A 26,264-nucleotide genomic window follows, 5' to 3' on the forward strand; every position below is an offset into this window, starting at 1 on the left:
GCGGTCAGCGCAGCAGCGCCGTGGCGCGCTGCATGCTGGCGGCGATTTCGGCGGTGGCGGCGCTCTGCTCCTCGGCGGTGGACGCCGTCGAGGCGACGAACTCGTTGACGGCCTCGATCGCCTGCTTGATCGCACTGAGTGCGCCGACCACGTCGCCGGCGATGTTGTTGAGATTGTCGATCTGGCCGACGATCTGATCGGTGGCGCTGCGCGCCTGCCCGGCCAGCGTCTTCACCTCCTGCGCCACCACGGCGAAACCGCGCCCGGCCTCGCCGGCGCGCGCCGATTCGATCGTCGCGTTGAGCGCCAGCAGATTGATCTGGCCGGTGATGGCGCCGATGATTTCGGCGATCCCGCTCATCGCCTTGGCGGCCTCGTCGAGCCGCTTGGCCTGACCGTCCGCCACTTCCACTTCGCTCACGGCGCGATGCGTGGTCTCGCGCGAGCGGTTGGTCGCTTCGGCGATCATCTGTACCGTGCTACTCAGCTCCTCGGTGCTCTCCGCCGAACGGATCAGCATGCCGCGCGCTTCCTCGTTAGCGAGGCGGCGCTGCACCTGCGGCGTGACGTCGGCCGCGTACTTCACCACCTTGTAGGGTCTGCCGTCGAGATCGAAGATCGGATTGTAGGACGCCTGGATCCAGACCTCGCGACCGTCCTTGGCGATGCGTCGGAATTCGCCGGCCTGATACTCGCCGCGCGCCAGCGACGCCCAGAACTCGCGATACTCCGGCGTGTTGCGCTGCTCCGGCGGCATGAACATGCTGTGATGCCGGCCTTTGATCTCCACCAGCGAATAGCCGGTCGCCTTCGTGAAGTTCTCGTTGGCGTCGAGAATCGTGCCGTCGGTGCTGAACTCGATCACCGCCTGCGACTTGCGGATCGCCGCGATCTGGCCGGCGCTGTCGGCCGCGGCGAGCTTCTGCACGGTGACGTCGTTGGCGAACTTCACCACCTTGAAGGGCCGCCCCTTGTGGTCGAGGATCGGATTGTAGGACGCCAGAATCCACACCTCGCGGCCGCCTTTGCCGAACCGCTTGAACGACCCGGTGAAGGCCTCGCCGCTGTTGAGCCGGCGCCAGAAATCCCGATAGGCGTCGCTGTCCCGGTCCGCCGGCGCGACGAACATGCTGTGGTGCTTGCCGACGATCTCGCCGAGCGAATAGCCGAGCGCGGCGAGAAACTTGTCGTTGGCGGTGAGAATAGTGCCGTCGAGCGCGAACTCGATCACCGCCTGAACCTGGCCGATCGCCGCGATCTTGCCGGCGTCCTCCAGGCTGTGCGTCTTGGCGGCGGTGATATCGGCGGCGAATTTGACGACGCCGGTCGGCTTGCCGTGGCGATCGAGAATCGGGTTGTAGGTCGCCTGGATCCAGACCTCGCGGCCGTCCTTGCCGATCCGCAGAAACTCGCCGCTGTGATAGGCGCCGCTGCGCAGGCTGGCCCAGAAATCGCGATACGCCGAGCCGTCGTGCTCGGCCGGATCGACGAAGATGCGATGGTGCCGCCCCTTGATGTCGTCGAGCGTGTAGCCGAGCAGCTTGAGAAAATTGGCGTTGGCAGTCTGGATCGTCCCATCCAGATCGAACTCAATGACCGCCTGCGACCGGTCAATCGCCGCGAGCAACGCTGCCGCGCGCTCCCGATCGGCGCTTCGGGAAAACGGAAACATAAATTGAAGGCCTCCGGGTCGGCGGGAGTGCCCGCGAACGCCCCGGTTCGCGGCATGCAATTCCCACAGCCTGAGGCCTGATGATTAAAAAATCTCCTATTTGGACACCTCGGTCAACTACGCAACCCACAGTGCGTGGAACTACGTGATGATGGGGTAGGAGACTCCGCCGGAGTCTCCGCGTCGCCTGCGGGGCCCCGCCTCAGCGCCCCACGATCGCGGCGGCCTCGTTGGCGGCGCGCTGCATGCTGTTCGACATTTCGCCCGTCACCGTGCTCTGCTCCTCGACCGCCGCAGCCGTCGACGTCACGTACTCGCTGACGTTCTGAATCGCCGTCTTGATCTTGCCGAGCGCGGCGACGACGTCGCCCGAGATGTTGTTGAGGTTCTCGATCTCGGTGCCGATCTTGTCGGTCGCCTGCTTGGCCTGGTTGGCGAGGTTCTTCACCTCGGCGGCCACCACCGCAAAGCCGCGGCCGGCCTCGCCGGCGCGGGCCGACTCGATGGTGGCGTTCAGCGCCAGCAGGTTGATCTGCCCGGTGATGTGGCCGATCAGTTCGACGATGCCGCTCATCGCCTGCGCGGCGTCGTTCAGCCGGTTGGCCTGGCCGTCGGCGGCATCGACCTCGCCGACCGCGCTGCTCGCGGTCTGCCGCGACTTGGTCATCGCCTCGGAGATCTCGCGCACCGACGCGTTGAGTTCCTCGGCACCGGCCGCGACCGAGTCCATCATGGCGCGGACCCGCTCGTTGCCCATCCGGATCAGCACCTGCCGGGTGACGTCGGTAGCGTACTTCACCACCTTGAACGGCTGGCCGTTGAGATCGAGGATCGGATTGTAGGACGCCTGAATCCAGACCTCCCGGCCCCCCTTGCCGATCCGCTTGTACTCGGCCGCCTGATACTCGCCGCGCCGCAGCGCCTCCCAGAACGCCCGATAGTCGGCGCCGTCGCGCTCGGACGGATCGACGAACATGCTGTGGTGCCGGCCTTTGATCTCGGCGAGCGAATAGCCCAGCGTCTGCAGGAAATTTTCATTGGCGGTCAGGACGCTGCCGTCCATCGCGAATTCGATCACCGCCTGCGACTTGCCGATCGCCGCGATCTGGCCGGCGAGGTCGGCATTGGCGAGCTTCTGCTGGGTGACGTCGGTGGCGAACTTGACGACGCTGATCGTCTTGCCGCTCTCGTCGAGGATCGGATTGTAGGAGGCGAGAATCCACACCTCGCGCCCGCCTTTGCCGATCCGCTTGTATTCGGCCGCAAGGTAATTGCCGCGACCGAGTGTCGCCCAGAACTCGCGATAGGCGGCGCTGTCGCGGTACGCCGGCTCGACGAACATGCTGTGATGCTTGCCCTTGATCTCGGCCAGCGAGTAACCCATCGCGTCGAGGAAGTTCTGATTGGCGTCGACGATGGTGCCATCGACGGTGAACTCGATCACCGCCTGGGCGCGGCTGATCGCCTGGATCTTGCCGGCATCGGCGAGGCTCTGTCGCTTCGCCGCGGTGATGTTGGCGGCGAATTTGACGATGCCGAGCGGCTTGCCGTCCTTGTCGAGCACCGGATTGTACGACGCCTGGATCCAGACTTCGTTGCCGCCCTTGGCGATGCGCTTGAACTCGCCGGCGCGGAACTTGCCCGCTTTCAGATCGGCCCAGAACGCCGCGTAAGCCGGAGTGCTCGTCTGCGACGGCTCGACGAACATGCTGTGATGCTTGCCCTTGATCTCATCCAGCGTGTAGCCGAGCACGCTCAGGAAGTTGTCGTTGGCGCTCAGAACCCTGCCGTCGAGATCGAATTCGATCATCGCCTGCGAGCGATTGATGGCGTCGAGGATCGCGGACGATGACAGGCTGGCGGTTGAGCGCCGGAAGGAGAACATGCGAGCGGCCTTTGTTCGAGATCAGCACCGGGACGCACCGAAGTCAGCAACTCATGGGCATTTCTACGGGGCTATGTTCACTGTCGTGCATTCGACTAAAACTTTTCCTAATCCCAGCTCTCTGACATCACTCGAATACCGCACTCATCCGTTCATCTACTAACTGCTCGGTTCACATCCGATGGGTTTCGTGCAGCAACGGGACGGAGTTCCCTGCCGGCGAACGGTCACCGCCCATGCGATGAGACGGACGCTCAAGACAAGATGTGAGTTCCGTCATCGGAACTCATCGGAGCCGACAACTTCATCGCAGTCCTGCAAGGCCGGCAGTCGTTGCAACCACCGTCACGTGTCGGCCCTTCCGCAAACGGGGATGCCGGGCAACGGTGGGCATCAGAATTTCAAGCGGGGCTGCGGCCACACGCTTTGCAAAATCCGACGCGTCGCGGGGGGGGGGGCGGCGCGTCGGCAGAAGCGGAGTCGAGACGCCTCAGATGGTGAGCGTGCCGGCCTTGGCGGCTTCGTAGCGCTCGGCGACCTTGCTCCAGTTCACCGTGTTCCACCACGCCTTGAGATAATCGGCGCGGCGGTTCTGGTAGTTGAGGTAGTAAGCGTGCTCCCAGACGTCGTTGCCCATCAGCACGCGCTTGCCGTCCATCATCGGGTTGTCCTGATTGGGCCGGGTCTCGATCGCCAGCTTGCCGTCCTTGGTGACGGTCACGAACACCCAGCCGGAACCGAATTGCTTGCCGCCGGCGGCGTTGAAATCGGCCTGGAATTTCTCGATGCCGCCGAGGTCGCGATCGATCGCGGCCAGCACCTCGCCGGACGGCTTGCCGCCGTTCGGCCCCATGATCTGCCAGAACATCGTGTGGTTGGCGTGGCCGCCGAGATTATTGCGCACGCCTGTGCGGATCGCCTCCGGCACATTGCCGAGGTTGGCCAGAACCTCCGGCACCGGCATTTCCCCGAGCTTCGGATTGTCCTTGGCGAAGGCGTTCAGGTTGGTGATGAACGCCTGATGGTGCTTGCCGTGGTGAATCTCCATCGTCCGGGCGTCGATATGCGGCTCCAGCGCTGCGGCCGGATAGGTCAGCGGCGGCAGCGTGAATGGACCGGACGCGGCAGCGGCCTGCGCGAAGGCGAGACGCGGCGCCGCCATCGCGGCGACGGCACCAGTGGCAGCCATCATCACATGGCGACGGGATAGCATGGGCATGGGATTTCCTCCGTTTCGGCGTGGCCGTGACTGCGACTACGCCCGCCGGCACCGCGCGGTTTCATCAAAACGGCGGCGGCGCTGCGACCGAGTAACGCGGCGGATCACATGACGCACCCCTGCGTCGCCGCGCGACGCGGGCAGCGGGGCGATGACGTCGGAGTCAGAAGTGATAGGCGAGCGTCAATGAGCCGTAGTCGGAGAACGCGCGCGCCTGCGTGGTATATTCGCGCGAGCGGTGGATCCAGGTCAGCGAGGCCAGGAAGCCGTCCTGATTGAACACGTCCGCGCCGGCGATCAGATCGTACACGAAGGAGTCGCGCGTGACGTGCGGGCTGTCGGCGAAGGTGCTGCCGTCGAGGAAGATGTTGCGCGCGACGCCGCGGGCCTGCACGCCGCCGAACAGCGAGAAGCCCCAGAACGGCGCGGCCGGATCGCGGCTGACGAAATTGGCGCCGGAGAGTCCCGGACGGATCAGCGTCGGTCCCCAGGTGGTCGATAGCGCACGGCCGAACCGCACCACCGCGCCGGCTTCGCCATACGTGAAGACGTTGCCGCCGGTGAAGCCGATCGACGGGATGATATCGGCACCGAAGCCGTTGCCGAAATCGGTGGCGAACTTCCAGCGCCGCTCCCACGCCAGCAGAATGCCCGGCTCGTTGCGGAGCTCGTAGCCGTTGATCACCGGGGACGACTGACCGAGCATGCTGTGGAAGCCGGATTGCACCGCCTGCGCCAGCGACGCATTGCCGCCGACGGCGCCGACCTGCAGCTCGAACGAATCGAGCTGACGACGGCCGGTTTCCTGCGCGACGTTGAAGCCGGTATACAGCCAGCCGCCGAACGGGCGGTCGACACCCGGCGTGTAGATGCCGCGCGTATCACGATCCGGCGTGTAGATGTTCTGCGCCAGCGCGATCCATTCGAACTGCTGACGCACCGCGCCGCCCGGCGCGCCGTAAGTTACCAGCGCCGGACGTACCAGATCGAACGCCTGACCGGCGAGCAGGTCGCGCGAGAAGTTATCGAACACGAAGGACAGACGAAAACCGGACGTGTAGTCCCGATCGGTGTTGGCGACGGCATCGTTCTCACCGATCAGCACGGCGCGTTGCGCGACCGCGCCGTGGGGGTGCAGCGCCATGATGGCAGCCGCGGCAATTCCTGCAATCCAACGGCGCATGACGGTGAGCTCAAGATGACGGACAAAGTATCGGGGCGCCGGTCGGGCTTGGCAAGCTCGGTTTCGCGGCACACGCGCGCCAATTGCTGAGCGCCCGCCTTGCGTGTCGAGGGGGACACAGCCGGCTTCCCCGCCGGAGGGATGGAACTACAGGCTGCAACAAAAAGAGGCGGCCCGAAGGCCGCCTCTTGAACACTTGGTGATCAGTTGCCCGTTCGGGCCGCAGCCCGGGCGAACTACTCGCCGGCCGCCTGGGCCGGGGCTTCGCCTTCGGCCTTCTGCTTGGCTTCGAGGTCTTCGCCGGTGGTCTGATCGACCACCTTCATCGACAGCCGGGTCTTGCCGCGGTCGTCGAAGCCGAGCAGCTTGACCTTGACCTTGTCGCCTTCCTTGACGACGTCGGAGGTCTTCTGCACGCGGCCAGCGGCGAGCTGGCTGATGTGCACCAGGCCGTCCTTGGCGCCGAAGAAGTTCACGAAGGCGCCGAACTCCATCACCTTGACGACGGTGCCCTCGTAGATCTCGCCGACTTCCGGATCGGAAGCGATCGACTTGATCCACTTGATGGCGGCCTTGATCGACTCGCCGTCGCTCGACGCCACCTTCACGGTGCCGTCGTCCTCGATGTTGACCTTGGCGCCGGTCTTCTCGACGATCTCGCGGATCACCTTGCCGCCGGTGCCGATCACTTCGCGGATCTTGTCGGTCGGGATCTTGAAGGTCTCGATGCGCGGCGCGTGTTCGCCGAGCTCGGCGCGGGCGCGGTCGAGCGCCTTGGACATCTCACCCAGGATGTGGATGCGACCGTCCTTGGCCTGGGCCAGCGCCACCTTCATGATCTCTTCGGTGATGCCGGCGATCTTGATGTCCATCTGCAGCGAGGTGATGCCCTGGTCGGTACCGGCCACCTTGAAGTCCATGTCGCCGAGATGATCCTCGTCGCCGAGGATGTCGGACAGCACGGCAAAGCGCTCGCCTTCCAGGATCAGACCCATCGCGATGCCCGCGGTCGGCCGCTTCAGCGGCACGCCCGCGTCCATCAGCGCCAGCGAGGCGCCGCACACCGAAGCCATCGAGGACGAGCCGTTCGACTCGGTGATCTCGGAGACGACGCGGATGGTGTAGGGGAACTCGTGATGCGGCGGCAGCACCGGATGGATCGCACGCCACGCCAGCTTGCCGTGGCCGATCTCGCGGCGCTTGGTACCACCGAGGCGACCGGTCTCGCCGACCGAGTAGGGAGGGAAGTTGTAGTGCAGCAGGAACGTCTCTTTGTACGTTCCTGCCAGCGAGTCGACATACTGCTCGTCTTCGCCGGTGCCGAGCGTGGTGACGACCAGCGCCTGGGTCTCGCCGCGGGTGAACAGCGCCGAACCGTGGGTGCGCGGCAGCACGCCGGCCTGGGCCAGAATGTTGCGGACGGTCTTTGAGTCACGGCCGTCGATGCGCTTGCCGGTGTCGAGGATGTTCCAGCGAACGATCTTGGCCTCGAGCTCCTTGAACACGCCGGCGACGCGCAGCTTGTCGTATTTGGGCTCCTGGCCTTCCGGGAAGAAGTGCGCGATCGCCTTCTCCTTGACCTTGCCGACCGCAGCGTAGCGGTCCTGCTTGACCGGGATGGCGTAGGCGGCGCGCAGCTCCTGCTCGACGAGGCCGAGCATTTCCTTCTCGATCGCCGAATTGTCGATCTCGACGAGCTCGCGCGGCTCCTTGGCGGCCTTTTCGGCCAGCTCGATGATCGCGTCGATCACCGGCTGGAAGTGGCGGTGGCCGAACATCACGGCGCCGAGCATGATCTCTTCCGACAGCTCCTTGGCTTCGGATTCGACCATCAGCACCGCATCGGCGGTGCCGGCGACGACCAGCTCGAGCTGGGTCTCGGGCATCTCGTCGAGCACCGGGTTGAGCACGTACTCATCGTTGATGAAGCCGACGCGGGCGGCGCCGATCGGGCCGCGGAACGGCGCGCCGGACAGCGTCAGCGCGGCCGAGGCGGCGACCATCGAGACGATGTCGGGATCGTTCTCCATGTCGTGCGACAGCACGGTGACGATCACCTGGGTCTCGTTGCGCCAGCCGTCGGCGAACAGCGGACGGATCGGGCGGTCGATCAGGCGGGAGACCAGCGTCTCCTTCTCGGTCGGACGGCCTTCACGCTTGAAGTAACCACCCGGGATGCGGCCGGCCGCGTAGGTCTTTTCCTGATAGTCGACGGTCAGCGGCAGGAAGTCGACGCCTTCGCGCGGCGCCTTGGCGGCCACCACGGTGGCGAGCACGACGGTCTCGCCATAGGTGGCGAGGACGGCGCCGTCGGCCTGGCGGGCGATCTTGCCGGTTTCAAGCTTGAGGGGACGGCCACCCCAATCGATTTCGACGGAATGCTGATTGAACATCGGATCCTTCTTTCATGCGGATACCGAGACAACCGGACGCCAGATACCAAAAGACCATGCCAAGATGGCGGGACGCTGGCAGCGAAGCGTGCACAGCGTCCGGCGATCCTGCCATGGTCTCGAGGTGGGAAATGGCGCTCGGTCCTCCCGGGTGCGGGATCGCGACCACCTGGTCGCGGGCCTCGCGGAGCGGGCCCTGGGCCCGTTGACGGCCCAGCCGCCGGATGCGGCTGAGCGAAACACACGGGCGTACTCAGCGCTCCCGTGTGGTAGCTCGGCCGGCGCGGCAGAATGGAAGCGGCGCACCGCTTCCAGGCCGCGGCCGACGGACGCGATCGATCAGCGACGGATGCCGTGCTTCTCGAGCAGCGCCTTGTAACGCGCCTCGTCCTTCTTCTTGACGTAGTCGAGAAGCGAACGGCGCGTCGACACCAGCTTCAACAGCCCGCGGCGCGAGTGATTGTCCTTGGTGTGCGTCTTGAAGTGCGCGGTGAGGTTGGCGATGCGTTCCGACAGGATCGCGATCTGGACCTCGGGCGAACCGGTATCACCGGCCTTGACGGCATTGGTCTTGATGACTTCCGCTTTGCGTTCTGCGGCAATCGACATCGTCAGTTACTTTCCTTGGGCATCGGACTGGCAGTCAGTCCGGAGAGGTTGAACACACGCTTGGGGATGAGTTCGCCGTTGCCGAGCTCGGCGAGGGCCAAAAGCCGGCCTGCCACCGTGACATAGACTGTGCCGCTGCAATTGGGCGCATCCCGTCCGCGCAACAAAACGGCCTGACCCCGATGGAGCCTTGCCGCATCAGCCCGTGTGACGGCCAGTGCCGGGATGTCGTCCAGCGCGGTCTCAACGGGCAAAAGCGCGTCGGCGAGGCTACCCTCGCCGGACGCCGCTCTATCGCATAAAGCCTGCAACTGTTCCAGCGGAATCATGTCGGCCTCGTCGAACGGGCCGCACAGCGTCCGGCGTAGCGCGCAGATATGGCCGTAGCAGCCGAGCAACCGGCCCATGTCGCGCGCCAGCGCCCGCACATAGGTTCCCTTGCCGCACTCGGCCTCGAACACCGAATGGCCGCTATCCTGATGATCCACCAGGGTTAATTCATGAATCTCGACGGGCCGCGGGGCCAGTTCGACGACCTCGCCGTCGCGCGCCAGATCGTAGGCGCGCTCGCCTTGGATCTTCACGGCCGAATATTGCGGCGGAATCTGCTCGATCACGCCGGTGAAGCGCGGCAGCAGCGCCATGATGGCCTGCGCGGTCGGCCGCTCGGCGCTGGTCGCCACCGCCCGGCCTTCGGTATCGTCGGTATCCCGTTCCTCGCCCCACGCGACGGTGAATCGGTAGCGCTTGCGGCCGTCCATCACGAACGGCACCGTCTTGGTGGCCTCGCCCATCGCGATCGGCAGGCCCCCGGAGGCCAGCGGATCGAGCGTACCGGCATGGCCGGCGCGCTTGGCCGAGAACAGCCGCTTCACCACCGCGACCGCATGGGTCGACGTCATGCCGACTGGCTTGTCCAGCACCACCCAGCCGTGGACGTCGCGCTTGTCACGGCGCGGCTGCTTGTTGCCGTCCTTGCCGCGGGCGTTGTTGCGCGGATCGTTGTTGTCGCGCGGCTTGCGGGCCTCGGCGGCACTCGGCGCATTATCGGAGCCGGCGTGCTGCAGGTCGTGCGGAGCGAGCGGCGCGGCGGAGGTGGTCACGGTCATCAGTCCTGGTCCGGATCGGGTTCGAGGTCTTTCTGCACCGCGGGCGTGCGCAGAAGTTTGTCGATCCGCTCGGCCTCGGCGAAACGTTCGTCGATGCGGAAGCGGATATCGGGGGCGTATTTGAGGTTCACGCGCCGGGCGATCTCGCCGCGCAGAAACTTCTTGTGGTGCTCGAGCGCATCGAGCACCAGCTTCTCGTCGCGGCCGCCGAGCGGCATCACGTAGATCGTCGCGAGCTTCAGATCCGGCGACATCCGGACTTCCGGCACCGTGATCAGGTGCGTTTCCAGCACCGGATCGTGCACGCCACCCTGGCTGAAAATCTCGGCCGCGGCGTGGCGCACCAGTTCGCCGACGCGCAACGACCGCGTCGACCCGCCGGACGGGGAACTCTTCTGGTGATGGCGAGGCATTGTTCGGCGTCCAATAATCTCATGGTTCGAGACGCGCAGTCGAATCGACTGCGCTCCTCACCATGAGGGCTGCGGTTGGCTCGATTCTGATCACCTGGGATCAGATCTTGATCCTCATCCTGAGGAGCCCGCCGCTGCTCGCGGAGCGGCGGCGGGCGTCTCGAAGGATGAGCTGTCAGAGCTCGACTGTAAGAATCGGACTTACAGCGAGCGCTGGATGGTTTCGATGCGGTAGCACTCGATCACGTCACCGGCACGCATGTCGGTGTAGTTCTCGAACGCCATGCCGCATTCCTGGCCGGCCTGGACTTCCTTCACTTCGTCCTTGAACCGCTTCAGGGTCGAGAGCTTGCCCTCGTGAACCACGACGTTGTCGCGGATCAGGCGGACATTGGCGCCGCGCTCGACGGTGCCGTCGGTGACGCGGCAGCCGGCGACCTTGCCGACCTTGGAGATGTTGAAGATCTCCAGGATCTGGGCGTTGCCCAGCATGGTTTCGCGCAGGGTCGGCGCGAGCAGGCCGCTCATCGCCTTCTTAATGTCATCCACGAGATCGTAGATGATGTTGTAGTAGCGGATCTCGATGCCGTTGCGCTTGGCGGCCGCAGCGGCCTCCTTGTTGGCACGGACCGAGAAGCCGAGGATCACGGCGTTGAAGCCCTCGGCGAGCGTGACGTCGCTCTCCGAGATGCCGCCGACGCCGGCGTGCAGGATACGCGCGGCGACTTCGTCGGTGCCGAGCTTCTCCAGCGAGCCGAGGATCGCTTCCAGCGAGCCCTGCACGTCCGCCTTGACGATCAGCGGGAAGTCCTTGCGGCCCGAGGTCTTGAGCTGGCTCATCATCTGCTCGAGCGAGCCGCGCATGCCGACGGCGGACGCCGCCTTCTCGCGCTTCTGATGGGCACGATACGACGTGACCTCACGGGCGCGGGCTTCGCTCTCGACCACGGCGAGACGATCGCCGGCTTCCGGCGGACCGTTGAAGCCGAGCACCTCGACCGGCACCGACGGGCCGGCTTCCTGCACGGTGTCGCCCTGATCCGAGATCAGCGCGCGGACGCGGCCCATCTCGGCGCCGGCGACGATGATGTCGCCGACCTTGAGGGTGCCGCGCTGGACCAGCACGGTGGCGACCGGACCGCGGCCGCGATCGAGCTTGGCTTCGATCACGGTGCCCTCGGCCGGGCGCGTGGTGTTGGTCTTGAGGTCGAGCAGTTCGGCCTGCAGCGCGATCATCTCGAGCAGCTTGTCGAGATTGGTCTTGTTTTTGGCCGAGACCTCGACGTCGACGACGTCGCCGCCGAGCGATTCGACCTGGACGTTGTGCTGCAGCAGCTCGGTGCGAACCCGCTCGGGACGCGCGTCCGGCTTGTCGATCTTGTTGATCGCCACGATGATCGGAACGCCGGCCGCCTTGGCGTGATTGATCGCCTCGATGGTCTGCGGCATCACGCCGTCGTCGGCCGCCACCACCAGGATGACGATGTCGGTGACCTTGGCGCCGCGGGCGCGCATCGCGGTGAACGCGGCGTGGCCGGGGGTGTCGATGAAGGTGATCTTGGTGCCGGTCTCCGGCGAGGTCACCTGATACGCACCGATGTGCTGGGTGATGCCGCCGGCTTCGCCCGACACCACGTTGGCGTGGCGCAGCGCGTCGAGCAGCGAGGTCTTGCCGTGGTCGACGTGGCCCATCACGGTCACGACCGGCGAACGCGGCTCGGTATCGGTCGAATCGTCGACGACGTCGAACAGACCCTCTTCCACGTCGGACGCGGCGACGCGCTTGACGGTGTGGCCGAGTTCTTCGGCGATCAGCTGCGCGGTGTCGGCATCGATCACGTCGTTGATCTTGTGCATCGCGCCCTGCTTCATCAGCATGCGGATGACGTCCACGGCTCGCTCCGACATGCGGTTGGCGAGCTCCTGGATGGAGATGGCTTCGGGAACGACGACTTCGCGCACCAGCTTTTCTTTCGGCTCGTTCGAGGCGTGGCCCTTCAGGCGCTGGGTGCGGCGGCGGAACGAAGCGATCGAGCGCTCGCGGACGTCGTCGGCGTTGAGCGCGGTGACCACGGTGAGACGGCCGCGCTGCTTCGACGCGCCGGGCTTGGCGGCGGGCTGCTTCGGCGGCGGAGCCGGACGCGCGGGACCGCCCGGACGGCGGATCATGCGCGGCGCTTCGTCGTCGTCACCGGCTTCGGCGGCGACGGCGGGTGGACGGCCCGGAGCGGCCGGCGTCCGCGCGGTGGTGGTGCCGGGGCGCGCGGTGGCGTTGGTCGTGGTGGCCGCAGGACGGGCGTCGGCCGGCTTTTTGGCGGGCTCGCTCTCGCCGAAGCGCTTCTTGGCCTCGGTCTCGGCCTTGCGCTTGGTTTCTTCTTCCTGGCGGTGACGCTCTTCCTCGGCCTTGCGGCGGGCTTCGGCGGCTTCGCGCTCGGCCTTTTCGATCTTTTCCTGCTCGGCGCGGCGCACGGCCTCGATCTCGGCCTGCTTGCGCTCCTCGATCTCGCGCACGCGCGCGTCGGCCAGCGCGGTGGCGCGGGCGCTGCGCTCGTCCTCGGTCAGGGTACGGAGCACCATGCCGCTGCGCGCCTGCTGCTGCGGCGACGGACGCGGCTGCTGACGGGCGGGCGGCGGCGGAGGCGCCGCCGGCGCGGGCTTCTTGGCGACTTCGGGCGCTGCCGGCTCGGGCGCGCCGTCGCCGATGCGTCGCTTGCCTCGCTTTTCGACCACCACCTGCTTGCTACGGCCGTGGCTGAAGCTCTGGCGCACGACCCCCTGCTCGACGCGCGGCTTCAGCGTCAAGGTCTTGGTCGGCATCGTCAGAGTCTTGTCGCCAGGAGTTTTCGTATCAACCATTCAGTCGTCCCAATCCTTCAACGTCGTGCGCATTCGCACGAACTTCGTCAGCAGCTTTTCCGTCAGCGGCGTCAGCAGCGTCTTTCGGCGTGTTGATCGTCGTTCCCGCCAGAGCCGCACCCGCAATAGCCGCATTGGCATTGCCGTCATCCGCCAGCCGGTATCGGACCAGAATCTGGCAGCGCGACAGGAATGTTTGTCCGGCCGGGCCTGCAAGCAGGGCAGCATGTATCACATTTGACCGCCCCAATGCCAAATCCAATTGTTCGGACGTGAGCACGTTGAGGACGGGAAATTTGCGCGAGCTCGGCGTCCCCTCGTCGAATTGACGAGAAACCGCGTCGAGCTTGCGAATTCCATCGGCCGCGCCGTCGGCGGCATGCAGCATCGCGACCGCTTCGCGGCTCTTCAGCGCGGAGTCGACCTTGCCGAACCCCGACACCACCTGGCGGGCCTTGGCGGCGATCGCCAGTGCGTCGCAGACCGACTGCACCAGCAGATGTTCGATATCCTGCGCCAGCGTCGGCGAAACCTTGACGTCGCGCTTGAATCCCCTGGCGAACACCCGGCGGCGCACCGCCTGCTCGACCATCGCCCGCGACGCCGTGACCCAGAGGCCACGGCCGGGTAATTTCCGCTTCAGGTCAGCCACCACCTCGCCGGTGGGGGCGACCACGAAGCGGATCAGCTCAGCGGTCGGCCGAACCTGCCGCGTGACCGCGCACATCCGCTCGGTCGCGGACTTTCCAGTCCGCGGTCCCGTGTCGAGATCTGCAGCATCGGCAGCAGCAAGCATTCGGTCGGCAAGCCCTTCATGTCTCTAGACGCATCGGTTCGGATCGGTTGGCATCAGGCGGATCACTCCGCCTCTGCCTCGGTTTCCTCGTCGGCGCCCTGCCCGGTGGTCTGGGCGAGTTCCTCTTCGGTGATCCAGCCGGCCTTGACGCGGGCCTGCATGATCAGATGCTCGGCGTCCTCACGCGAGATCTCGACGCCGTCGAGAATGCCCGCATACTTCACGGGCTCGGCGCCTTCCTTGCGTTCGGTCCAGCCGACCAGGTCGTCGGTGGCGCAGCCGGCGAGATCCTCGACCGTCTTGACGTCGCCTTCGCCGAGCTTGACCAGGATCTTCGAGGTGACGCCCGGCACGTCCTTGAGGGCGTCCTCCACGCCGAGCTCCAGCCGCCGCGCTTCCATCTCGGACTCGACGCGATCGAGATATTCGCGCGCGCGGGTCTGCAGTTCCTCGGCGGTTTCCTCGTCGAAGCCTTCGATCGACGCCAGTTCGCGGCTGTCGACCATCGCCAGTTCCTCGACCGAGGTGAAGCCTTCGGAGGCAAGCAGCTGGCCGACCACTTCGTCGACGTTCAGCGCTTCCATGAAGACGCGGGTCGAATTCTCGAAATCGGCCTGGCGGCGTTCGGATTCCTCGGCCTCGGTGAGAATGTCGATGTCCCAGCCGGTGAGCTGCGAGGCCAGACGCACGTTCTGGCCGCGGCGTCCGATCGCGAGGGATAGTTGGTTATTGGTGTCCGGAACCACAACCTCGATGCGCTCGCGATCTTCATCGATCACGACCTTCGAGACTTCGGCGGGCGCCAGCGCATTGACCACGAAGGTGGCGATGTCCGGCGACCACGGAATGATGTCGATCTTCTCGCCCTGCAGCTCGTTCACCACCGCCTGCACGCGCGAACCACGCATACCGACGCAGGCGCCGACCGGATCGACCGAAGAATCACGCGACACCACGCCGATCTTGGCGCGCGAGCCCGGATCGCGGGCCACCGCCTTGATCTCGACGATGCCGTCGTAGATTTCCGGCACTTCCTGGGCGAACAGCTTCGCCATGAACTGCGGATGGGTGCGCGACAGGAAGATCTGCGGGCCGCGGGTCTCGCGGCGGACGTCGAAAATATAGGCGCGGACGCGGTCGCCGTTGCGGAAGGATTCGCGCGGCAGCATCTCGTCACGCCGCACGATCGCTTCGCCGCGGCCGAGATCGACGATCACGCTGCCGTATTCGACACGCTTGACGACGCCGTTGACGATCTCGCCGATGCGGTCCTTGAACTCGGTGTATTGGCGGTCGCGCTCGGCCTCGCGGACCTTCTGCACGATCACCTGCTTGGCCGACTGCGCGGCGATGCGGCCGTATTCCAGCGGCGGCAGCGTGTCGGCGATGGTGTCGCCGATCTGCGCGCCCGGATTGGCGCGCTGCGCGGCCTTCAGCGAGATCTGGTTGGCGGGGTTTTCGACGTTCTCGACCACCAGCATGTGGCGCGACAGCCGCAGCTCGCCCTTCTTGGCGTCGATCTCGGCGTGGACGTCGGTTTCCGAGCCGTAGCGGGCGCGCGCCGCCTTGGCGATCGCGTCTTCCATCGCGGCGATGACGATGCCGCGATCGATCGATTTCTCACGCGCCACGGCGTCGGCGATCTGCAGCAGTTCCAGCTTGTTGGCGCTGACGGCCATGGATCAATCTCCCTCGGACAGGTCGGTGTCGCCACGCCGCAACCTGTCGGCGGCGAGACGGTGAGCCTTGGTGTTGGTCGGCTTCGGCTTGGCGACCGGCTTTGCCGGGTTGAGCTTCGGCTTCGGTGCGTTGGATTTCTTGGGGTCGCTGCGCTTGGCGTGCGGCGGCGGCGGCGGCGCGAGCCCGAGGCTCTGCTTCAGATCGCGCTCGGCCTGCTTGCCGCGGCGCATCGACTCCGCAACCAGCTCGTCGGTCAGCACCAGCCGCGCGTCGCTGATGTCGTGCATCGGCAGCAGCACCAGCGGGTCTTCGTCCTTGACGCCCTCGCGCAGCACCCGCACCGCGTCGCCTTCGACGCCGTCGAGCAGGCCACGGAAACGTTTGCGGTTCTGATGCGCGACCGCCATCTCGATCTTCACCAGATGGCCGCTGTAGCGGGCGAAATCCGAGCGCCGCACCAGCGGACGATCGATGCCCGGCGACGAAATCTCGAGCCGATAGGCGCGGTCGATCGGGTCGGCGACGTCGAGCACGGGCGACAGCGCTTTGGAGACCGCCTCGCAATCGTCGATCAGCATCGTGCCGTCCGGCCGCTCGGCCATGATCTGTACGGTGCAGCCGGATTCGCCCGACACCTTGATGCGGACCAGCCGATAGCCCATCGCCTGCAGCACCGGCTCCGCCACCGCGGTGAACCGCGCAGCAACGCCCGGCTCCACCACCAGACGGGGCTCGTCCAGCAGATCAGGTGCGGCGGTTTGTGCGATCGGGTCGGTCATAGGCAGATGGTGGCTTTGGCGGATCTGGTCGGTGGCGGCGATGGCCGGTTATCGGCAGCGGACGCCAGCACTACTGAGCAGTCCGGGGTCATGCATCGGGTAACAAAAAAGAGCGGGTCCCGGGGGGCCCACTCTCGATACGCGCTCGTATGAGAATTTCTGAGTGACCCGGATATAGCGGTTTTTCGACCAAGCGGCAAGGGCCGCGGGCGGCAGGCGACGGCGGCGACGTCCCGGAGGCCGATCGGGAGCCCGGAATCTCGCGAATTTGACCGCAAATTTGGTGCGAACGGCTCGCAAATGAGCCGGCGGAGGATCCCTCAACGCTTCGTTCATGTGCGAGCCCTAGGTTCCCGGCTCCCCCGCCGCCCGACGCCGCGGCCCGCCGAGAAACAGGATGTCCCCGGCTCTGCTGAGACCCGAACTGGACGACGCCATCAGCAATGTTCATCCGGAGCGGCGCGCCGACGCGGTGCGACGGATCGCGGACCTGTTCGTGCAGGGGGCAGCGGGGTTCAGCGACGAGCACGTCGCGGTGTTCGACGGCGTGCTGCTGCGGCTGGTGCCGGAAATCGACGTGGAGATGCGCAGCGAGCTGGCGCGGCGGTTCTGCTCGCTTGGCAATGCGCCGCCGCGGCTGATCGCGCAGCTCGCCCGCGACGAGGACATCGGGATCGCCGGGCCGCTGCTGCGGCGCTCGATCCAGATCGGCGAGAGCACGCTGGTCGACCTCGCGGGCACCCGCGGCCAGACTCATCTGATCGCGATCTCGGAGCGGCCGCAGGTGACGCCGCCGATCAGCGACGTCATCGTTCGCCGCGGCGATCACGACGTGCTGCGGACGATCGCGGTGAACGCGGGCGCGCAGTTCTCGCCGGCCGGCTTCAGCGGACTGGTGCGACGGGCGGCCGAAGACGTGCTGCTCGCCACCGCGGTGAGCGGGCGCGACGACCTGTCTCCGCCGCGGCTGAAGGAATTACTGGCGTCCGCCAGCGACCTGGTGCGCCGGCGACTGGTCGAGACCGCGCAGCCGGCCGCTCGGATCGCCATCAACCGCGCGCTGCGCGAACTGGCCGGCGCGCCGCAGCGGAGCGGCGCCACCCGCGACTTCACCCCGGCGCAGCGCACGATCGTGGCGCTGCATCACAGCGCCGGCCTGAGCGAAGACATGGTGTTCGCTTTTGCCAGGGCCTTTCAATACGAAGAGACAGTCGCGGCGCTGTCGGCGATGTCGGGCGTGCGGATCGCGACGCTCGATCCGCTGATCGCCGGCGAGCGGCACGACCCGCTGCTGATGCTCGGCAAGGCGCTCGGCTTCGGCTGGACCACGGTCCGCGCGCTCATCGGTCTGCGGCTTGGACCGGACCGGATGCCGGCCTCGCCGGACGTCGAAGAGGCCCGGCATAATTTCGAGCAGCTCGCGGCCTCGACCGCGCAGCGCATGGTCGGCTTCTGGCGTCTGCGGCAGACCATGCCGCAGACGTTCGGCACCCCGGATTGAGATCGATACGGCCGATCCGAGAATTTATTTCTCTTTGCGCCCGCGATCAGCGCCCAGCTTGATCGTCACGCCGCGAGCCGACGGAAGCGCAGATACGCCGCGCGGCGTCCCTCGCGCTCGGCTTTGCGCCCATAGCGGGTCATCGTGTAGTTCGGCCAGGGCAGACGCCAGTCATCGGCGCGCTCGGCGGTCCAGTCGAACGACGGCGCGCGCAGCAGATGCGCCAGCGTCCACGCATTGTAACTGTCGATGTCGCTGACGAAGCGGAATTCCCCGTCCGGCTGCAGCGCCCGCGCCATGGCCTCGACCATCGCGTCCTGCACGAAGCGCCGTTTCCAATGCCGCCGCTTCGGCCACGGATCGGGATGGATCAGATCGATCCGCGCCAGCGAACCGGCCGGCACCCATGCCATCAGCTCCGCGGCGTCTCCGGCGAACAATCTGATATTTCGAATATTCTGATCTTCGATCCGGGCCAGAATCTTGGCCATGCCGTTCACATAGGGCTCGGCGCCGATGAACCCGGTGCCGGGATGAGCCATCGCCTCGGCGAGCAGATGCTCACCGCCGCCGAAACCGATCTCGAGCCGCACTGCATCCACCGGCGGCTCGAACAGTTCCGCCAGCGAGGCCGGCGGCGCACTGTCGATCGCAAGCGACAGATGCGGCAGCAGGTTGTCGACCAGGTCAGCCTGATGGGCTCGTAGCTTGTGCCCCTTGCGACGCCCGAAGAACGAGCCCTGACGATGAACGACTTCATTCATGTTGATGAACACTTGTTTATACTAGCTTGATACCTGCGCGATCAGCTTCACAGACGCGCATATTTCTGAACGAGCTGATCAATACTGATCATATAACAGCTCGGCCCACGCGCCGTCGCGGAATTAGTTCAAGTTGAACATAAAAACGCCGCGGCCCGCGCTCTGAGTACTCAGGGCGCGGGCCGCGGCGTGGGCGAATCGACGAACTCAGCGAGTTTCGTTCGGTTCGCGGGCAGCGATCTGTTCGACGAGATCGACGATGCTGCGCCGAAGCTTGGCATCGGTGATCTTGGTGAACGCACGAGTCAGCGCCAGACCCTCGGATGTTGCAAGAAAGTCCGACACATAAGACGGTGACGGCGCTTCGCTGAAGCCATTGCCATTGGCAAGACCACCGCTCGGGCCGCCTTCGAACAGAAACGACACCGGCACCTGCAAAACTTCGGAGATCTGCTGAATGCGGCTAGCACCAACGCGGTTGGTGCCCTTCTCGTATTTCTGAACTTGCTGGAAGGTCAGTCCCAATGCTTCGCCAAGCTTTTCTTGGCTCATTCCGAGCATGATGCGCCGCATGCGCACACGGCTGCCGACATACTTGTCAACAGGATTGGGCGCTTTGGTCGACATCTCAGTTACTCCTCAAGGCATGTGCATACGCAAATGGAAGGCGAATGCGGATTGGAATACGCCTGAAGTATTGGAGACGTCAAATGTCTTGAGGCGCCGGCGTTAATATACACCGATAGAGAAATGCAATAATGGACGTGCGGATTTTCTCTAACTTAATCTCTGGTTGCGCCGTCGCGTTGCGTACTATCACCTGGTTGGTGTTCGTCTTCGTAATAGTACAAGCACGATCGAAACTGCAACCAGAACAGCCGCCGGAAGCTCGCCGACGCGCGCATAGACCGTCGGCGGAATCTTTGCCGGAAGTGTCGCGTCGAGCACACCTTCAACACCGAGTCCGAGCCGCGCCACGATCCGGCCGACCGGATCGATCACCGCAGAAACGCCCGTATTTGCGGCGCGGACCAGCGGTAGTCCCTGCTCCACCGCGCGCATACGTGCCTGCTGCAGATGCTGATAGGGACCGGTGGAGTTTCCGAACCAGCCGTCATTGGTGAGATTGAGCATCCAGCCCGGACGCTGTCCGCGAATGTTGATCTCGTCAGGAAAGATCGCCTCGTAACAAATCAGCGGCAGCAGCGGCGGCGCGTTCGGCAGCTCCATATTGTGACGCGCCGTGCCGGTGAGAAAGCCGCCCTGCACCTTGGTGAGCTGCACGAAGCCGAGCTTCTCCATCAGGTCCTGGTACGGCAGAAATTCTCCGAATGGTACCAGATGCAACTTATCGTAGACCGACAGCAACGTGCCGTCATGGTCGATAGAATAGATCGAATTGTACGCACGCGTGATCCGGCGGCCTGCCGGCATCTCCGGGGGCCGGACCGCACCGGTCAGCAGGATGGTGCCTTTGGGCAACAGGCCGGCAATCTGCGCCAGCGCATCCGGCTCGCGCGCAAGGAAGAACGGAAACGCCGACTCCGGCCAGATCAGCAGCGAGACATCACGCACCCCGGTGGCGTTCGGGCCGGTCGAGCGGTCCGACAAGGTGAGGTATTTCTGCATCACCTCGGCTTTGGCGGCGTAGTTGAAGCGCTGATCCTGTTGCAGGTTGGGCTGCATGATCCGCAGCCGCACATTGTCGACCAGCCGCGTCGGGGTGAGCTGCAGCCTAATGCCGCCGAACACCGCCATGACGATCAGCACGCCCAGCGCGGCGCCCGGCGCCAGCCAGCGCCGCCGCGTGTCGGCGACGTCGTCGAACAGCACGGCTGGGCTGGCGAACACCGCGATCGCGATAAACGTCATTCCCCAGATGCCGATGAGCGAGAAGCTCTGTGCCAATGCGAGCGGCTCGGTCAGCGCGTAGCCGAACGCATTCCAGGGGAAGCCGGTGAGAATGTGTCCGCGCAGCCACTCCGCGATGGTGAGCGCCACCGCGAGCGCCAGAATCCGCAGCGCCCCACGATCCCACAACAGCCGCGCCAGCCCGAAGCCGAGCGCCGTGAAGAGCGCCAAGTAGGCGGGCAGTCCGCAGATCGCCGCCGGCAGCAGCCACGCGAAGGTGTCGGCGTCGACCAGGAATGCGTTGCCGATCCAGTACAGGCCCGGCACGAAATAACCGAAGCCGAACCACCAGCCGGCTATCGCGGCCGCCGGCACGCCGCCGCGCTTGCCAGCCCCCGCACCGTCGATCAGCCACACCGCCACCGGGAAGGTGATGAACAGGATCGGCCAGGCGTTGAACGGAGCCATCGCCAGCGACGACAGGGCGCCGGCCACAAGGGCGATCGCTGCGCGCTTCCACCCCCATGCGAGGATGACGCTGGAGGCGGCCCGGCTCAGCAGCTTTGGCATGTCACGATGTGCTCGCTTATTCGCCGGACGGCGAAGCTTTCGGATTGGTCGTGTCGGAGGATGGCGCGGCCGCCGCGTCGGACGCCGGCTCTCGTCGCCGCGTCTCGCGCGGCCGCGGCGCCGGGCGCTCCTTGCGGATGCCGATGCGCAGCCGCTTGACGCGGCGCGGGTCGGCGTCGAGCACTTCGATCTCGTAATTGCCGGGGCCGGAGATCACTTCGCCGCGCACCGGCAGCCGGCCGACGTGATTGACCAGATAGCCGCCGAGCGTCTCGACATCCTCGCCGGCCTCGCCGGTGACGAAGCCGTCGCCGATCATGGCGCTGGCGTCTTCCAGGCTGGTGCGGGCGTCGGCGATGAACGAGCCGTCGGCCTGCTTGACGATCGACGGCGGCACCGCGCTGTCGTGCTCGTCATCGATCTCGCCGACGATCAGTTCGACGATGTCCTCGATCGAAACCAGACCGTCGGTGCCGCCATATTCGTCGACCACCAGCGCGAGGTGCGTGCGCGCCGCCTGCATCTGCGCCAGCAGATCGATCGCCCGCATCGACGGCGGCACGTAGAGCAGCTTGCGGATGATGCCGGTTTCGGTCAGCGGCATCTTCAGATCGATCGCCTTCAGGTCGAGCCCCGCCGGCAACGCCTTCTTGCGCTTGGCGACGACCTCCGGCTTGACCTTGGCCTTCGCGGTCATGAAGGCGACGAGGTCGCGAATGTGAACGAGGCCGACCGGGTCGTCGAGCGTCTCGTTGTAAACGACGAGACGCGAATGCGCCGCGCCCTGGAACAGGCTCATCAGCTCGCCGAGCGCGATGTCCTGCTTGATCGCGACGATGTCGGCGCGATGCACCATGACGTCGGCGATGCGGCGCTCGTGCAGCCCGAGGATGTTGCGCAGCATGGTGCGCTCGAGCGTCGAGAAGCCGGTGTCGTCCGGCGGGCTGGTGTCGAGCACTACCTGCAGATCGTCGCGGACCGAGCCGGGCTTCCATCCGAACAGCGAACGGATCGCCCGGATCAGCCAGGCGGCGCCGACCGGCCGCAACACTTCGCCCTGATGCACCACCGCGGGCAATTGCTGCCCGCGTCCTAAATCCTGCTCCGATGACTGCGCGTTGCTCCGCGTACTGTCGCCGTCCGGCATGTCAGCTCACCCGATCCTGATCGGCGTAGGGATCCGGAATGCCAAGACCCGCCAGGATGCGGCGCTCGGCGCTTTCCATCGTCTCGGCCTCGGCATCCGTCTCGTGGTCGTAGCCGACCAGATGCAGGAAGCCGTGAATCGCCAGATGGCTGAGATGATGGTCGAACGGCTTGCCTTCGTCGTCGGCCTCGCGGCGCACGGTCTGGTACGCGATCGCGATATCACCGAGCAGCCGCGGCGCGCCGTCCTCGTCCTGATAGTCCGCCTCGGGCGCCGGAAATGACAGCACGTTGGTGGGCTTGTCGAAGCCCCGATAGGAGGCGTTCAGCGCCCGGATGCCCTCGTCGTCGGTCAGCATCACGGCGAGCTCGGCGCCGCCGGTGTCTTCGCCAAGGTCCTGCGCGGCGGCTTCGATCGCGCGCAGCACCACGGACTCGGCGGCGGCTTCGGATTGCCAGCACTCGGCGGCGATCACGACTTCGGTGGCTGGAATGGCGGAACTACTCATCGGGCTCAAAATATCGCTTGGGGCCGTCCCGACGCAATCGGCACGGCTCCCGGTCTCGAATTGTGACATCAGTTTTCGCCGCGCGCCGGCTTCGGCGGGGCTCCCTCATAGGCGGCGACGATCCGCGCCACCAATTCGTGACGAATGACGTCTTCGGCGGTGAAATTCACCTGGGCAATGCCTTCGACGCCGGACAGCAGCCGCACCGCCTCCGACAGGCCGGAGGTCGCCCCGTTCGGCAGATCGACCTGGCTCGGGTCCCCGGTGACGATCATCCGCGAGTTCTCGCCGAGACGGGTGAGAAACATTTTCATTTGCATCGAGGTCGTGTTCTGCGCCTCGTCGAGAATGATTGCCGCATTGGTCAGCGTGCGGCCGCGCATGAAGGCGAGCGGCGCGATCTCGATCTCGCCCGACTGCATCGCCCGCTCGACGATGCGCGCATCCATCAGGTCGTACAGCGCGTCGTAGATCGGCCGCAGATAGGGATCGACCTTTTCGCGCAGATCGCCCGGCAGGAAGCCGAGCCGCTCGCCGGCTTCGACGGCCGGGCGCGTCAGGATGATCTTGTCGACCTCCTTGCGCTCGAACAGTTGCGCCGCATGCGCCACCGCCAGCCAGGTCTTGCCGGTACCGGCCGGGCCGATGCCGAACACCAGCTCGTGGCGCTTCAGCGCGCGGATGTAGGAGTCCTGCGCGGCGGTGCGCGCCCGCACCAGGCGCTTGCGCAGATTGACGGCCTCGAACGCGCCCGCCGCCGGCTTGCTGTCGAATTCGAACAGCGAGCCCTGCGCGATCACCGCGCGGATCGCGCCGTCGACGTCGCCCTGTGACAGGTCGCTGCCCGACATCGCCTGCGCGTACAGCGCCTCGAGCACGCGGCGGGCGGAGTCGCAGCCCTCGCGCGAGCCCGAGATGGTGATGTGGTTGCCCCGCGAATCCACCTCGACGGCGAGCCTGCGCTCGATCCGGGCGAGGTTCTGCCCGTACGGGCCGACCAGCGCGGAGGCGGCGCGATTGTCGTCGAAGGCGACGACGACTTGGGTCTCGGGTGGGGACAAAGGTTCGCGATCGAGCTTGCGGCGGGAAATCAGCGAGGACGAATCCGATACGCTTTTTGCCAAGGGGCTCAGGCTCCAGTGGCGGCCAGAGGACGAGCATGCTGCGGCGGCGTGGCCGCCAGTTCGCCGAGCAGGCTGTAGCGCTCGAGACTGTCGATCCGGACCGGCAGGACCTGCCCGACGAGTGCGTCGGGCGCCATGCCGGGGCCGGGAAATACATGAGCCGGCTGCAGATAAGCGGTGCGGCCGACGATCTGGCCGGGCTTGCGGCCGGCACGTTCGAACAGCACATCCACGGTCTGGCCGATCGCCGCCTTGTTGAAGGCCGATTGCTGACGATCGATCAATTGCTGGAGCCGCTCCAAACGCTCGTCCATCACCGCTGCGGGCACCATGTCCTGCATGTCCGCCGCGGGCGTGCCGGGCCGCGGCGAATACTTGAACGAATAGGCGCCAGCGTAACCGATTTGTGTGACCAGTGCGAGAGTCGCGGCGAAATCCACCTCGGTCTCGCCGGGGAACCCCACGATAAAATCCGACGAAAAGGCGATCTGCGGCTGCACGGCCCGAAACCGGTCGATCACGCGGCGATAATCGGCCGCGCTGTGCTTGCGGTTCATCGCCGCCAGGATCCGGTCGGACCCGGACTGCACCGGCAGATGCACGAACGGCATCAACGCGGCGAGGTCGCGGTGCGCGGCGATCAGATCGTCGTCGACGTCGTTGGGATGGCTGGTGGAGTAGCGTAGCCGGACGATGCCGGGGACGGCAGCGAGCCGCTGCAGCAGCCGGCCCAGCGTCCAGGCGTGGCCGTCCGGGCCGTCGCCGTGATAGGCGTTGACGTTCTGGCCGATCAGCGTGATCTCGCGAACGCCATTGTCGGCAAGCCGTTCGACGTCGGCGATGATCGCCCCGACCGGCCGCGACACCTCGGCGCCGCGCGTATAGGGCACCACGCAGAAGGTGCAGAACTTGTCGCAGCCTTCCTGCACAGTGACGAAAGCCGAGATGCCGCGGGCCCGGATGGTCGCCGGCGCCGGCTGCGGCAGGAAGCCGAACTTGTCCTCGACCGGAAACTCGGTTTCCAGCGCGCGGCCCTGCGCGTCGGCGCGGGCCAGCAGTTGTGGCAGATGATGATAGCTCTGCGGCCCGACCACGACATCGACCACCGGCGCGCGGCGGACGATCTCCTCGCCCTCGGCCTGCGCCACGCAGCCCGCCACCGCGATCTGCATCTTGCGGCCGTTCTGCGCCGCCTCGTCGCGCGCCTGCCGCAGCCGGCCGAGTTCGGAATAAACCTTCTCGGACGCCTTCTCGCGGATGTGGCAGGTGTTGAGGATCACCAGATCGGCGTCGTCCACGCTCGCTGTCTCGACAAAGCCCTCCGGCGTCAGCACGTCCACCATGCGCTGCGCATCGTAGACATTCATCTGACAGCCATATGACTTGATGTGCAGCTTACGCGGCGGGGCCATGACGTTCGTCGTGTGAGAGGGAAGTTGCCCTGCCTTACAGGCGAAACCGGGCAAAATCCAGCCGGCGGCCGGCCGGCCGGCTCCCGAACGACCTATTTTTCAAATCAGATCAGGAAGTTGCCGCATATCCGCGAAGGTTACCGCGGCGCCGGCAGCGCGCAGCCGCCCGGCCATGCCGGGCAGGCAATGGCTACCGCCGACGAAACCCAGCACCCGCATCCCGGCCGCCCGCGCGCCGGTGATCCCCGGCACGCTGTCCTCGACCACCACGCAGCGCTCCGGCGCCACGCCCATCTGTTCCGCCGCGTAGAGGAACAGATCCGGCGCCGGCTTGCCGTTCGCGACCTGCTCGGCCGAGAACAGATGCGGCGCAAAGCGCGCGTACAGCCCGGTGCGGGTGAGCGAAAAGGTAATGCGCTTCAGCGTGCCGCTGGAGGCGACGCAGACCGGCTGCGCGAGCGCGTCGAGCGCCTCGGCGATGTGGGGAATGGGCTCGAGCTCTTCGGCGAAGCTACGCAGCACGTCGGCGACGAGCTGCTCCTCCAGCGCATCATCGAATGCGCGGCCGAGTTCGGCCTCGATCTCGCGCCGTGCCTCACGGCCGGAGCGACCGAGGAAGCGCTCGGCGACCTGCTCGGTGGTGATCGGATAGCCGTGCCGCGTCAGCGTCTCGGCATGAACACGGCAGGAAATTACTTCGCTGTCGACCAGCACGCCGTCGCAGTCGAAGATCAGGAGATCGCAAGTCAATCAGGCACTTTCATCACCACGCGTCATGCCGGGCTGGTCCCGG

At 66.0% G+C, this 26,264-nt stretch carries 21 protein-coding genes; 1 reads left to right on the forward strand and 20 read right to left on the reverse strand.

What is annotated here, in order from left to right; translation table 11 throughout:
* Nucleotides 1–4: 4 nt before the first annotated feature.
* From ACFFJ6_RS07475 to rimP, 12 genes are all read right to left on the reverse strand, one after another.
* The gene (locus ACFFJ6_RS07475) at nt 5–1,672 is read right to left on the reverse strand and encodes a methyl-accepting chemotaxis protein (protein ID WP_378386051.1); all 1,668 of its coding nucleotides are present in this window, start codon (nt 1,670–1,672) and stop codon (nt 5–7) included.
* 202 nt (nt 1,673–1,874) lie between these two features.
* Entirely contained in the window at nt 1,875–3,557 is a 1,683-nt protein-coding gene (locus ACFFJ6_RS07480; protein WP_378386053.1) for a methyl-accepting chemotaxis protein, read from the reverse strand.
* Between the two features lie 490 nt (nt 3,558–4,047).
* Nucleotides 4,048–4,776: a superoxide dismutase gene (locus ACFFJ6_RS07485; protein WP_378386055.1), complete on the reverse strand. Its 729-nt coding sequence runs from the start codon at nt 4,774–4,776 to the stop codon at nt 4,048–4,050.
* A 163-nt stretch (nt 4,777–4,939) separates the two neighbouring features.
* On the reverse strand, nt 4,940–5,920 hold the full coding sequence (locus tag ACFFJ6_RS07490) for a lipid A deacylase LpxR family protein (protein WP_378386057.1): 981 nt from the start codon (nt 5,918–5,920) through the stop codon (nt 4,940–4,942).
* A gap of 275 nt (nt 5,921–6,195) precedes the next feature.
* Nucleotides 6,196–8,352 (reverse strand): polyribonucleotide nucleotidyltransferase, encoded by a 2,157-nt coding sequence (gene pnp / locus ACFFJ6_RS07495; RefSeq protein ID WP_378386059.1) that lies wholly within the window; start codon nt 8,350–8,352, stop codon nt 6,196–6,198.
* Nucleotides 8,353–8,691: 339 nt separating this feature from the next.
* Nucleotides 8,692–8,961 (reverse strand): 30S ribosomal protein S15, encoded by a 270-nt coding sequence (gene rpsO / locus ACFFJ6_RS07500; RefSeq protein WP_110787143.1) that lies wholly within the window; start codon nt 8,959–8,961, stop codon nt 8,692–8,694.
* A gap of 2 nt (nt 8,962–8,963) precedes the next feature.
* The gene (truB, locus tag ACFFJ6_RS07505; protein ID WP_378386062.1) at nt 8,964–10,070 is read right to left on the reverse strand and encodes a tRNA pseudouridine(55) synthase TruB; all 1,107 of its coding nucleotides are present in this window, start codon (nt 10,068–10,070) and stop codon (nt 8,964–8,966) included.
* Nucleotides 10,070–10,483, reverse strand: coding sequence for a 30S ribosome-binding factor RbfA (gene rbfA, locus ACFFJ6_RS07510; RefSeq protein ID WP_378386064.1), 414 nt, complete (start codon nt 10,481–10,483; stop codon nt 10,070–10,072). The genes truB and rbfA overlap by 1 nt, the downstream gene beginning before the upstream one ends.
* Nucleotides 10,484–10,684: 201 nt before the next feature.
* Nucleotides 10,685–13,339 (reverse strand): translation initiation factor IF-2, encoded by a 2,655-nt coding sequence (gene infB, locus ACFFJ6_RS07515; protein WP_378386066.1) that lies wholly within the window; start codon nt 13,337–13,339, stop codon nt 10,685–10,687.
* Nucleotides 13,332–14,135: an RNA-binding protein gene (locus tag ACFFJ6_RS07520; RefSeq protein WP_378386068.1), complete on the reverse strand. Its 804-nt coding sequence runs from the start codon at nt 14,133–14,135 to the stop codon at nt 13,332–13,334. The genes infB and ACFFJ6_RS07520 overlap by 8 nt, the downstream gene beginning before the upstream one ends.
* Before the next feature lie 62 nt (nt 14,136–14,197).
* Nucleotides 14,198–15,814 (reverse strand): transcription termination factor NusA, encoded by a 1,617-nt coding sequence (gene nusA, locus ACFFJ6_RS07525; protein ID WP_378386070.1) that lies wholly within the window; start codon nt 15,812–15,814, stop codon nt 14,198–14,200.
* A 3-nt stretch (nt 15,815–15,817) separates the two neighbouring features.
* Complete coding sequence (gene rimP, locus ACFFJ6_RS07530; protein ID WP_378386072.1) at nt 15,818–16,594, reverse strand: ribosome maturation factor RimP; 777 nt, start codon at nt 16,592–16,594, stop codon at nt 15,818–15,820.
* A gap of 397 nt (nt 16,595–16,991) precedes the next feature.
* Here rimP and ACFFJ6_RS07535 point away from each other — a divergent pair, with 397 nt between their 5' ends.
* Entirely contained in the window at nt 16,992–18,095 is a 1,104-nt protein-coding gene (locus ACFFJ6_RS07535; protein WP_378386074.1) for a DUF2336 domain-containing protein, read from the forward strand.
* A 65-nt stretch (nt 18,096–18,160) separates the two neighbouring features.
* On the opposite strand, the gene ACFFJ6_RS07540 is transcribed toward ACFFJ6_RS07535, so the two are convergent.
* The 8 genes from ACFFJ6_RS07540 to ACFFJ6_RS07575 all read right to left on the reverse strand — a co-directional run bounded on the left by ACFFJ6_RS07540 (nt 18,161) and on the right by ACFFJ6_RS07575 (nt 26,221).
* On the reverse strand, nt 18,161–18,859 hold the full coding sequence (locus ACFFJ6_RS07540) for a tRNA (guanine(46)-N(7))-methyltransferase TrmB (RefSeq protein WP_378386076.1): 699 nt from the start codon (nt 18,857–18,859) through the stop codon (nt 18,161–18,163).
* Nucleotides 18,860–19,066: 207 nt separating this feature from the next.
* Nucleotides 19,067–19,486, reverse strand: coding sequence for a helix-turn-helix domain-containing protein (locus tag ACFFJ6_RS07545; RefSeq protein WP_054163935.1), 420 nt, complete (start codon nt 19,484–19,486; stop codon nt 19,067–19,069).
* A gap of 189 nt (nt 19,487–19,675) precedes the next feature.
* Entirely contained in the window at nt 19,676–21,280 is a 1,605-nt protein-coding gene (gene lnt / locus ACFFJ6_RS07550; protein ID WP_378386079.1) for an apolipoprotein N-acyltransferase, read from the reverse strand.
* A 16-nt stretch (nt 21,281–21,296) separates the two neighbouring features.
* Nucleotides 21,297–22,427 (reverse strand): hemolysin family protein, encoded by a 1,131-nt coding sequence (locus tag ACFFJ6_RS07555; protein ID WP_378386081.1) that lies wholly within the window; start codon nt 22,425–22,427, stop codon nt 21,297–21,299.
* Between the two features lies 1 nt (nt 22,428).
* Nucleotides 22,429–22,935, reverse strand: coding sequence for an rRNA maturation RNase YbeY (gene ybeY, locus ACFFJ6_RS07560; protein WP_378386083.1), 507 nt, complete (start codon nt 22,933–22,935; stop codon nt 22,429–22,431).
* A gap of 68 nt (nt 22,936–23,003) precedes the next feature.
* Nucleotides 23,004–24,059: a PhoH family protein gene (locus tag ACFFJ6_RS07565; RefSeq protein WP_378386086.1), complete on the reverse strand. Its 1,056-nt coding sequence runs from the start codon at nt 24,057–24,059 to the stop codon at nt 23,004–23,006.
* Between the two features lie 5 nt (nt 24,060–24,064).
* Complete coding sequence (gene miaB / locus ACFFJ6_RS07570) at nt 24,065–25,471, reverse strand: tRNA (N6-isopentenyl adenosine(37)-C2)-methylthiotransferase MiaB (RefSeq protein WP_378386088.1); 1,407 nt, start codon at nt 25,469–25,471, stop codon at nt 24,065–24,067.
* Between the two features lie 99 nt (nt 25,472–25,570).
* Nucleotides 25,571–26,221 carry an HAD family hydrolase gene (locus ACFFJ6_RS07575; RefSeq protein WP_378386090.1) on the reverse strand — a complete coding sequence of 217 codons (651 nt, stop codon included), beginning with the start codon at nt 26,219–26,221 and terminating at the stop codon, nt 25,571–25,573.
* Between the last annotated feature and the right edge of the window lie 43 nt (nt 26,222–26,264).

The sequence above is a fragment of the Rhodopseudomonas telluris genome (assembly GCF_042432815.1).
Taxonomy (GTDB): Bacteria; Pseudomonadota; Alphaproteobacteria; order Rhizobiales; family Xanthobacteraceae; genus Rhodopseudomonas; species Rhodopseudomonas telluris.

Bases quoted from the DNA above. Each gene is read 5' to 3' on its own strand.
- ACFFJ6_RS07475 (WP_378386051.1), bottom strand. From the start codon at position 1,672: ATGTTTCCGTTTTCCCGAAGCGCCGATCGGGAGCGCGCGGCAGCGTTG.
- ACFFJ6_RS07480 (WP_378386053.1), bottom strand. From the start codon at position 3,557: ATGTTCTCCTTCCGGCGCTCAACCGCCAGCCTGTCATCGTCCGCGATC.
- ACFFJ6_RS07485 (WP_378386055.1), bottom strand. From the start codon at position 4,776: ATGCCCATGCTATCCCGTCGCCATGTGATGATGGCTGCCACTGGTGCC.
- ACFFJ6_RS07490 (WP_378386057.1), bottom strand. From the start codon at position 5,920: ATGGCGCTGCACCCCCACGGCGCGGTCGCGCAACGCGCCGTGCTGATC.
- pnp (WP_378386059.1), bottom strand. From the start codon at position 8,352: ATGTTCAATCAGCATTCCGTCGAAATCGATTGGGGTGGCCGTCCCCTC.
- rpsO (WP_110787143.1), bottom strand. From the start codon at position 8,961: ATGTCGATTGCCGCAGAACGCAAAGCGGAAGTCATCAAGACCAATGCC.
- truB (WP_378386062.1), bottom strand. From the start codon at position 10,070: ATGACCGTGACCACCTCCGCCGCGCCGCTCGCTCCGCACGACCTGCAG.
- rbfA (WP_378386064.1), bottom strand. From the start codon at position 10,483: ATGCCTCGCCATCACCAGAAGAGTTCCCCGTCCGGCGGGTCGACGCGG.
- infB (WP_378386066.1), bottom strand. From the start codon at position 13,339: ATGGTTGATACGAAAACTCCTGGCGACAAGACTCTGACGATGCCGACC.
- ACFFJ6_RS07520 (WP_378386068.1), bottom strand. From the start codon at position 14,135: ATGCTTGCTGCTGCCGATGCTGCAGATCTCGACACGGGACCGCGGACT.
- nusA (WP_378386070.1), bottom strand. From the start codon at position 15,814: ATGGCCGTCAGCGCCAACAAGCTGGAACTGCTGCAGATCGCCGACGCC.
- rimP (WP_378386072.1), bottom strand. From the start codon at position 16,594: ATGACCGACCCGATCGCACAAACCGCCGCACCTGATCTGCTGGACGAG.
- ACFFJ6_RS07535 (WP_378386074.1), top strand. From the start codon at position 16,992: ATGTCCCCGGCTCTGCTGAGACCCGAACTGGACGACGCCATCAGCAAT.
- ACFFJ6_RS07540 (WP_378386076.1), bottom strand. From the start codon at position 18,859: ATGAATGAAGTCGTTCATCGTCAGGGCTCGTTCTTCGGGCGTCGCAAG.
- ACFFJ6_RS07545 (WP_054163935.1), bottom strand. From the start codon at position 19,486: ATGTCGACCAAAGCGCCCAATCCTGTTGACAAGTATGTCGGCAGCCGT.
- lnt (WP_378386079.1), bottom strand. From the start codon at position 21,280: ATGCCAAAGCTGCTGAGCCGGGCCGCCTCCAGCGTCATCCTCGCATGG.
- ACFFJ6_RS07555 (WP_378386081.1), bottom strand. From the start codon at position 22,427: ATGCCGGACGGCGACAGTACGCGGAGCAACGCGCAGTCATCGGAGCAG.
- ybeY (WP_378386083.1), bottom strand. From the start codon at position 22,935: ATGAGTAGTTCCGCCATTCCAGCCACCGAAGTCGTGATCGCCGCCGAG.
- miaB (WP_378386088.1), bottom strand. From the start codon at position 25,471: ATGGCCCCGCCGCGTAAGCTGCACATCAAGTCATATGGCTGTCAGATG.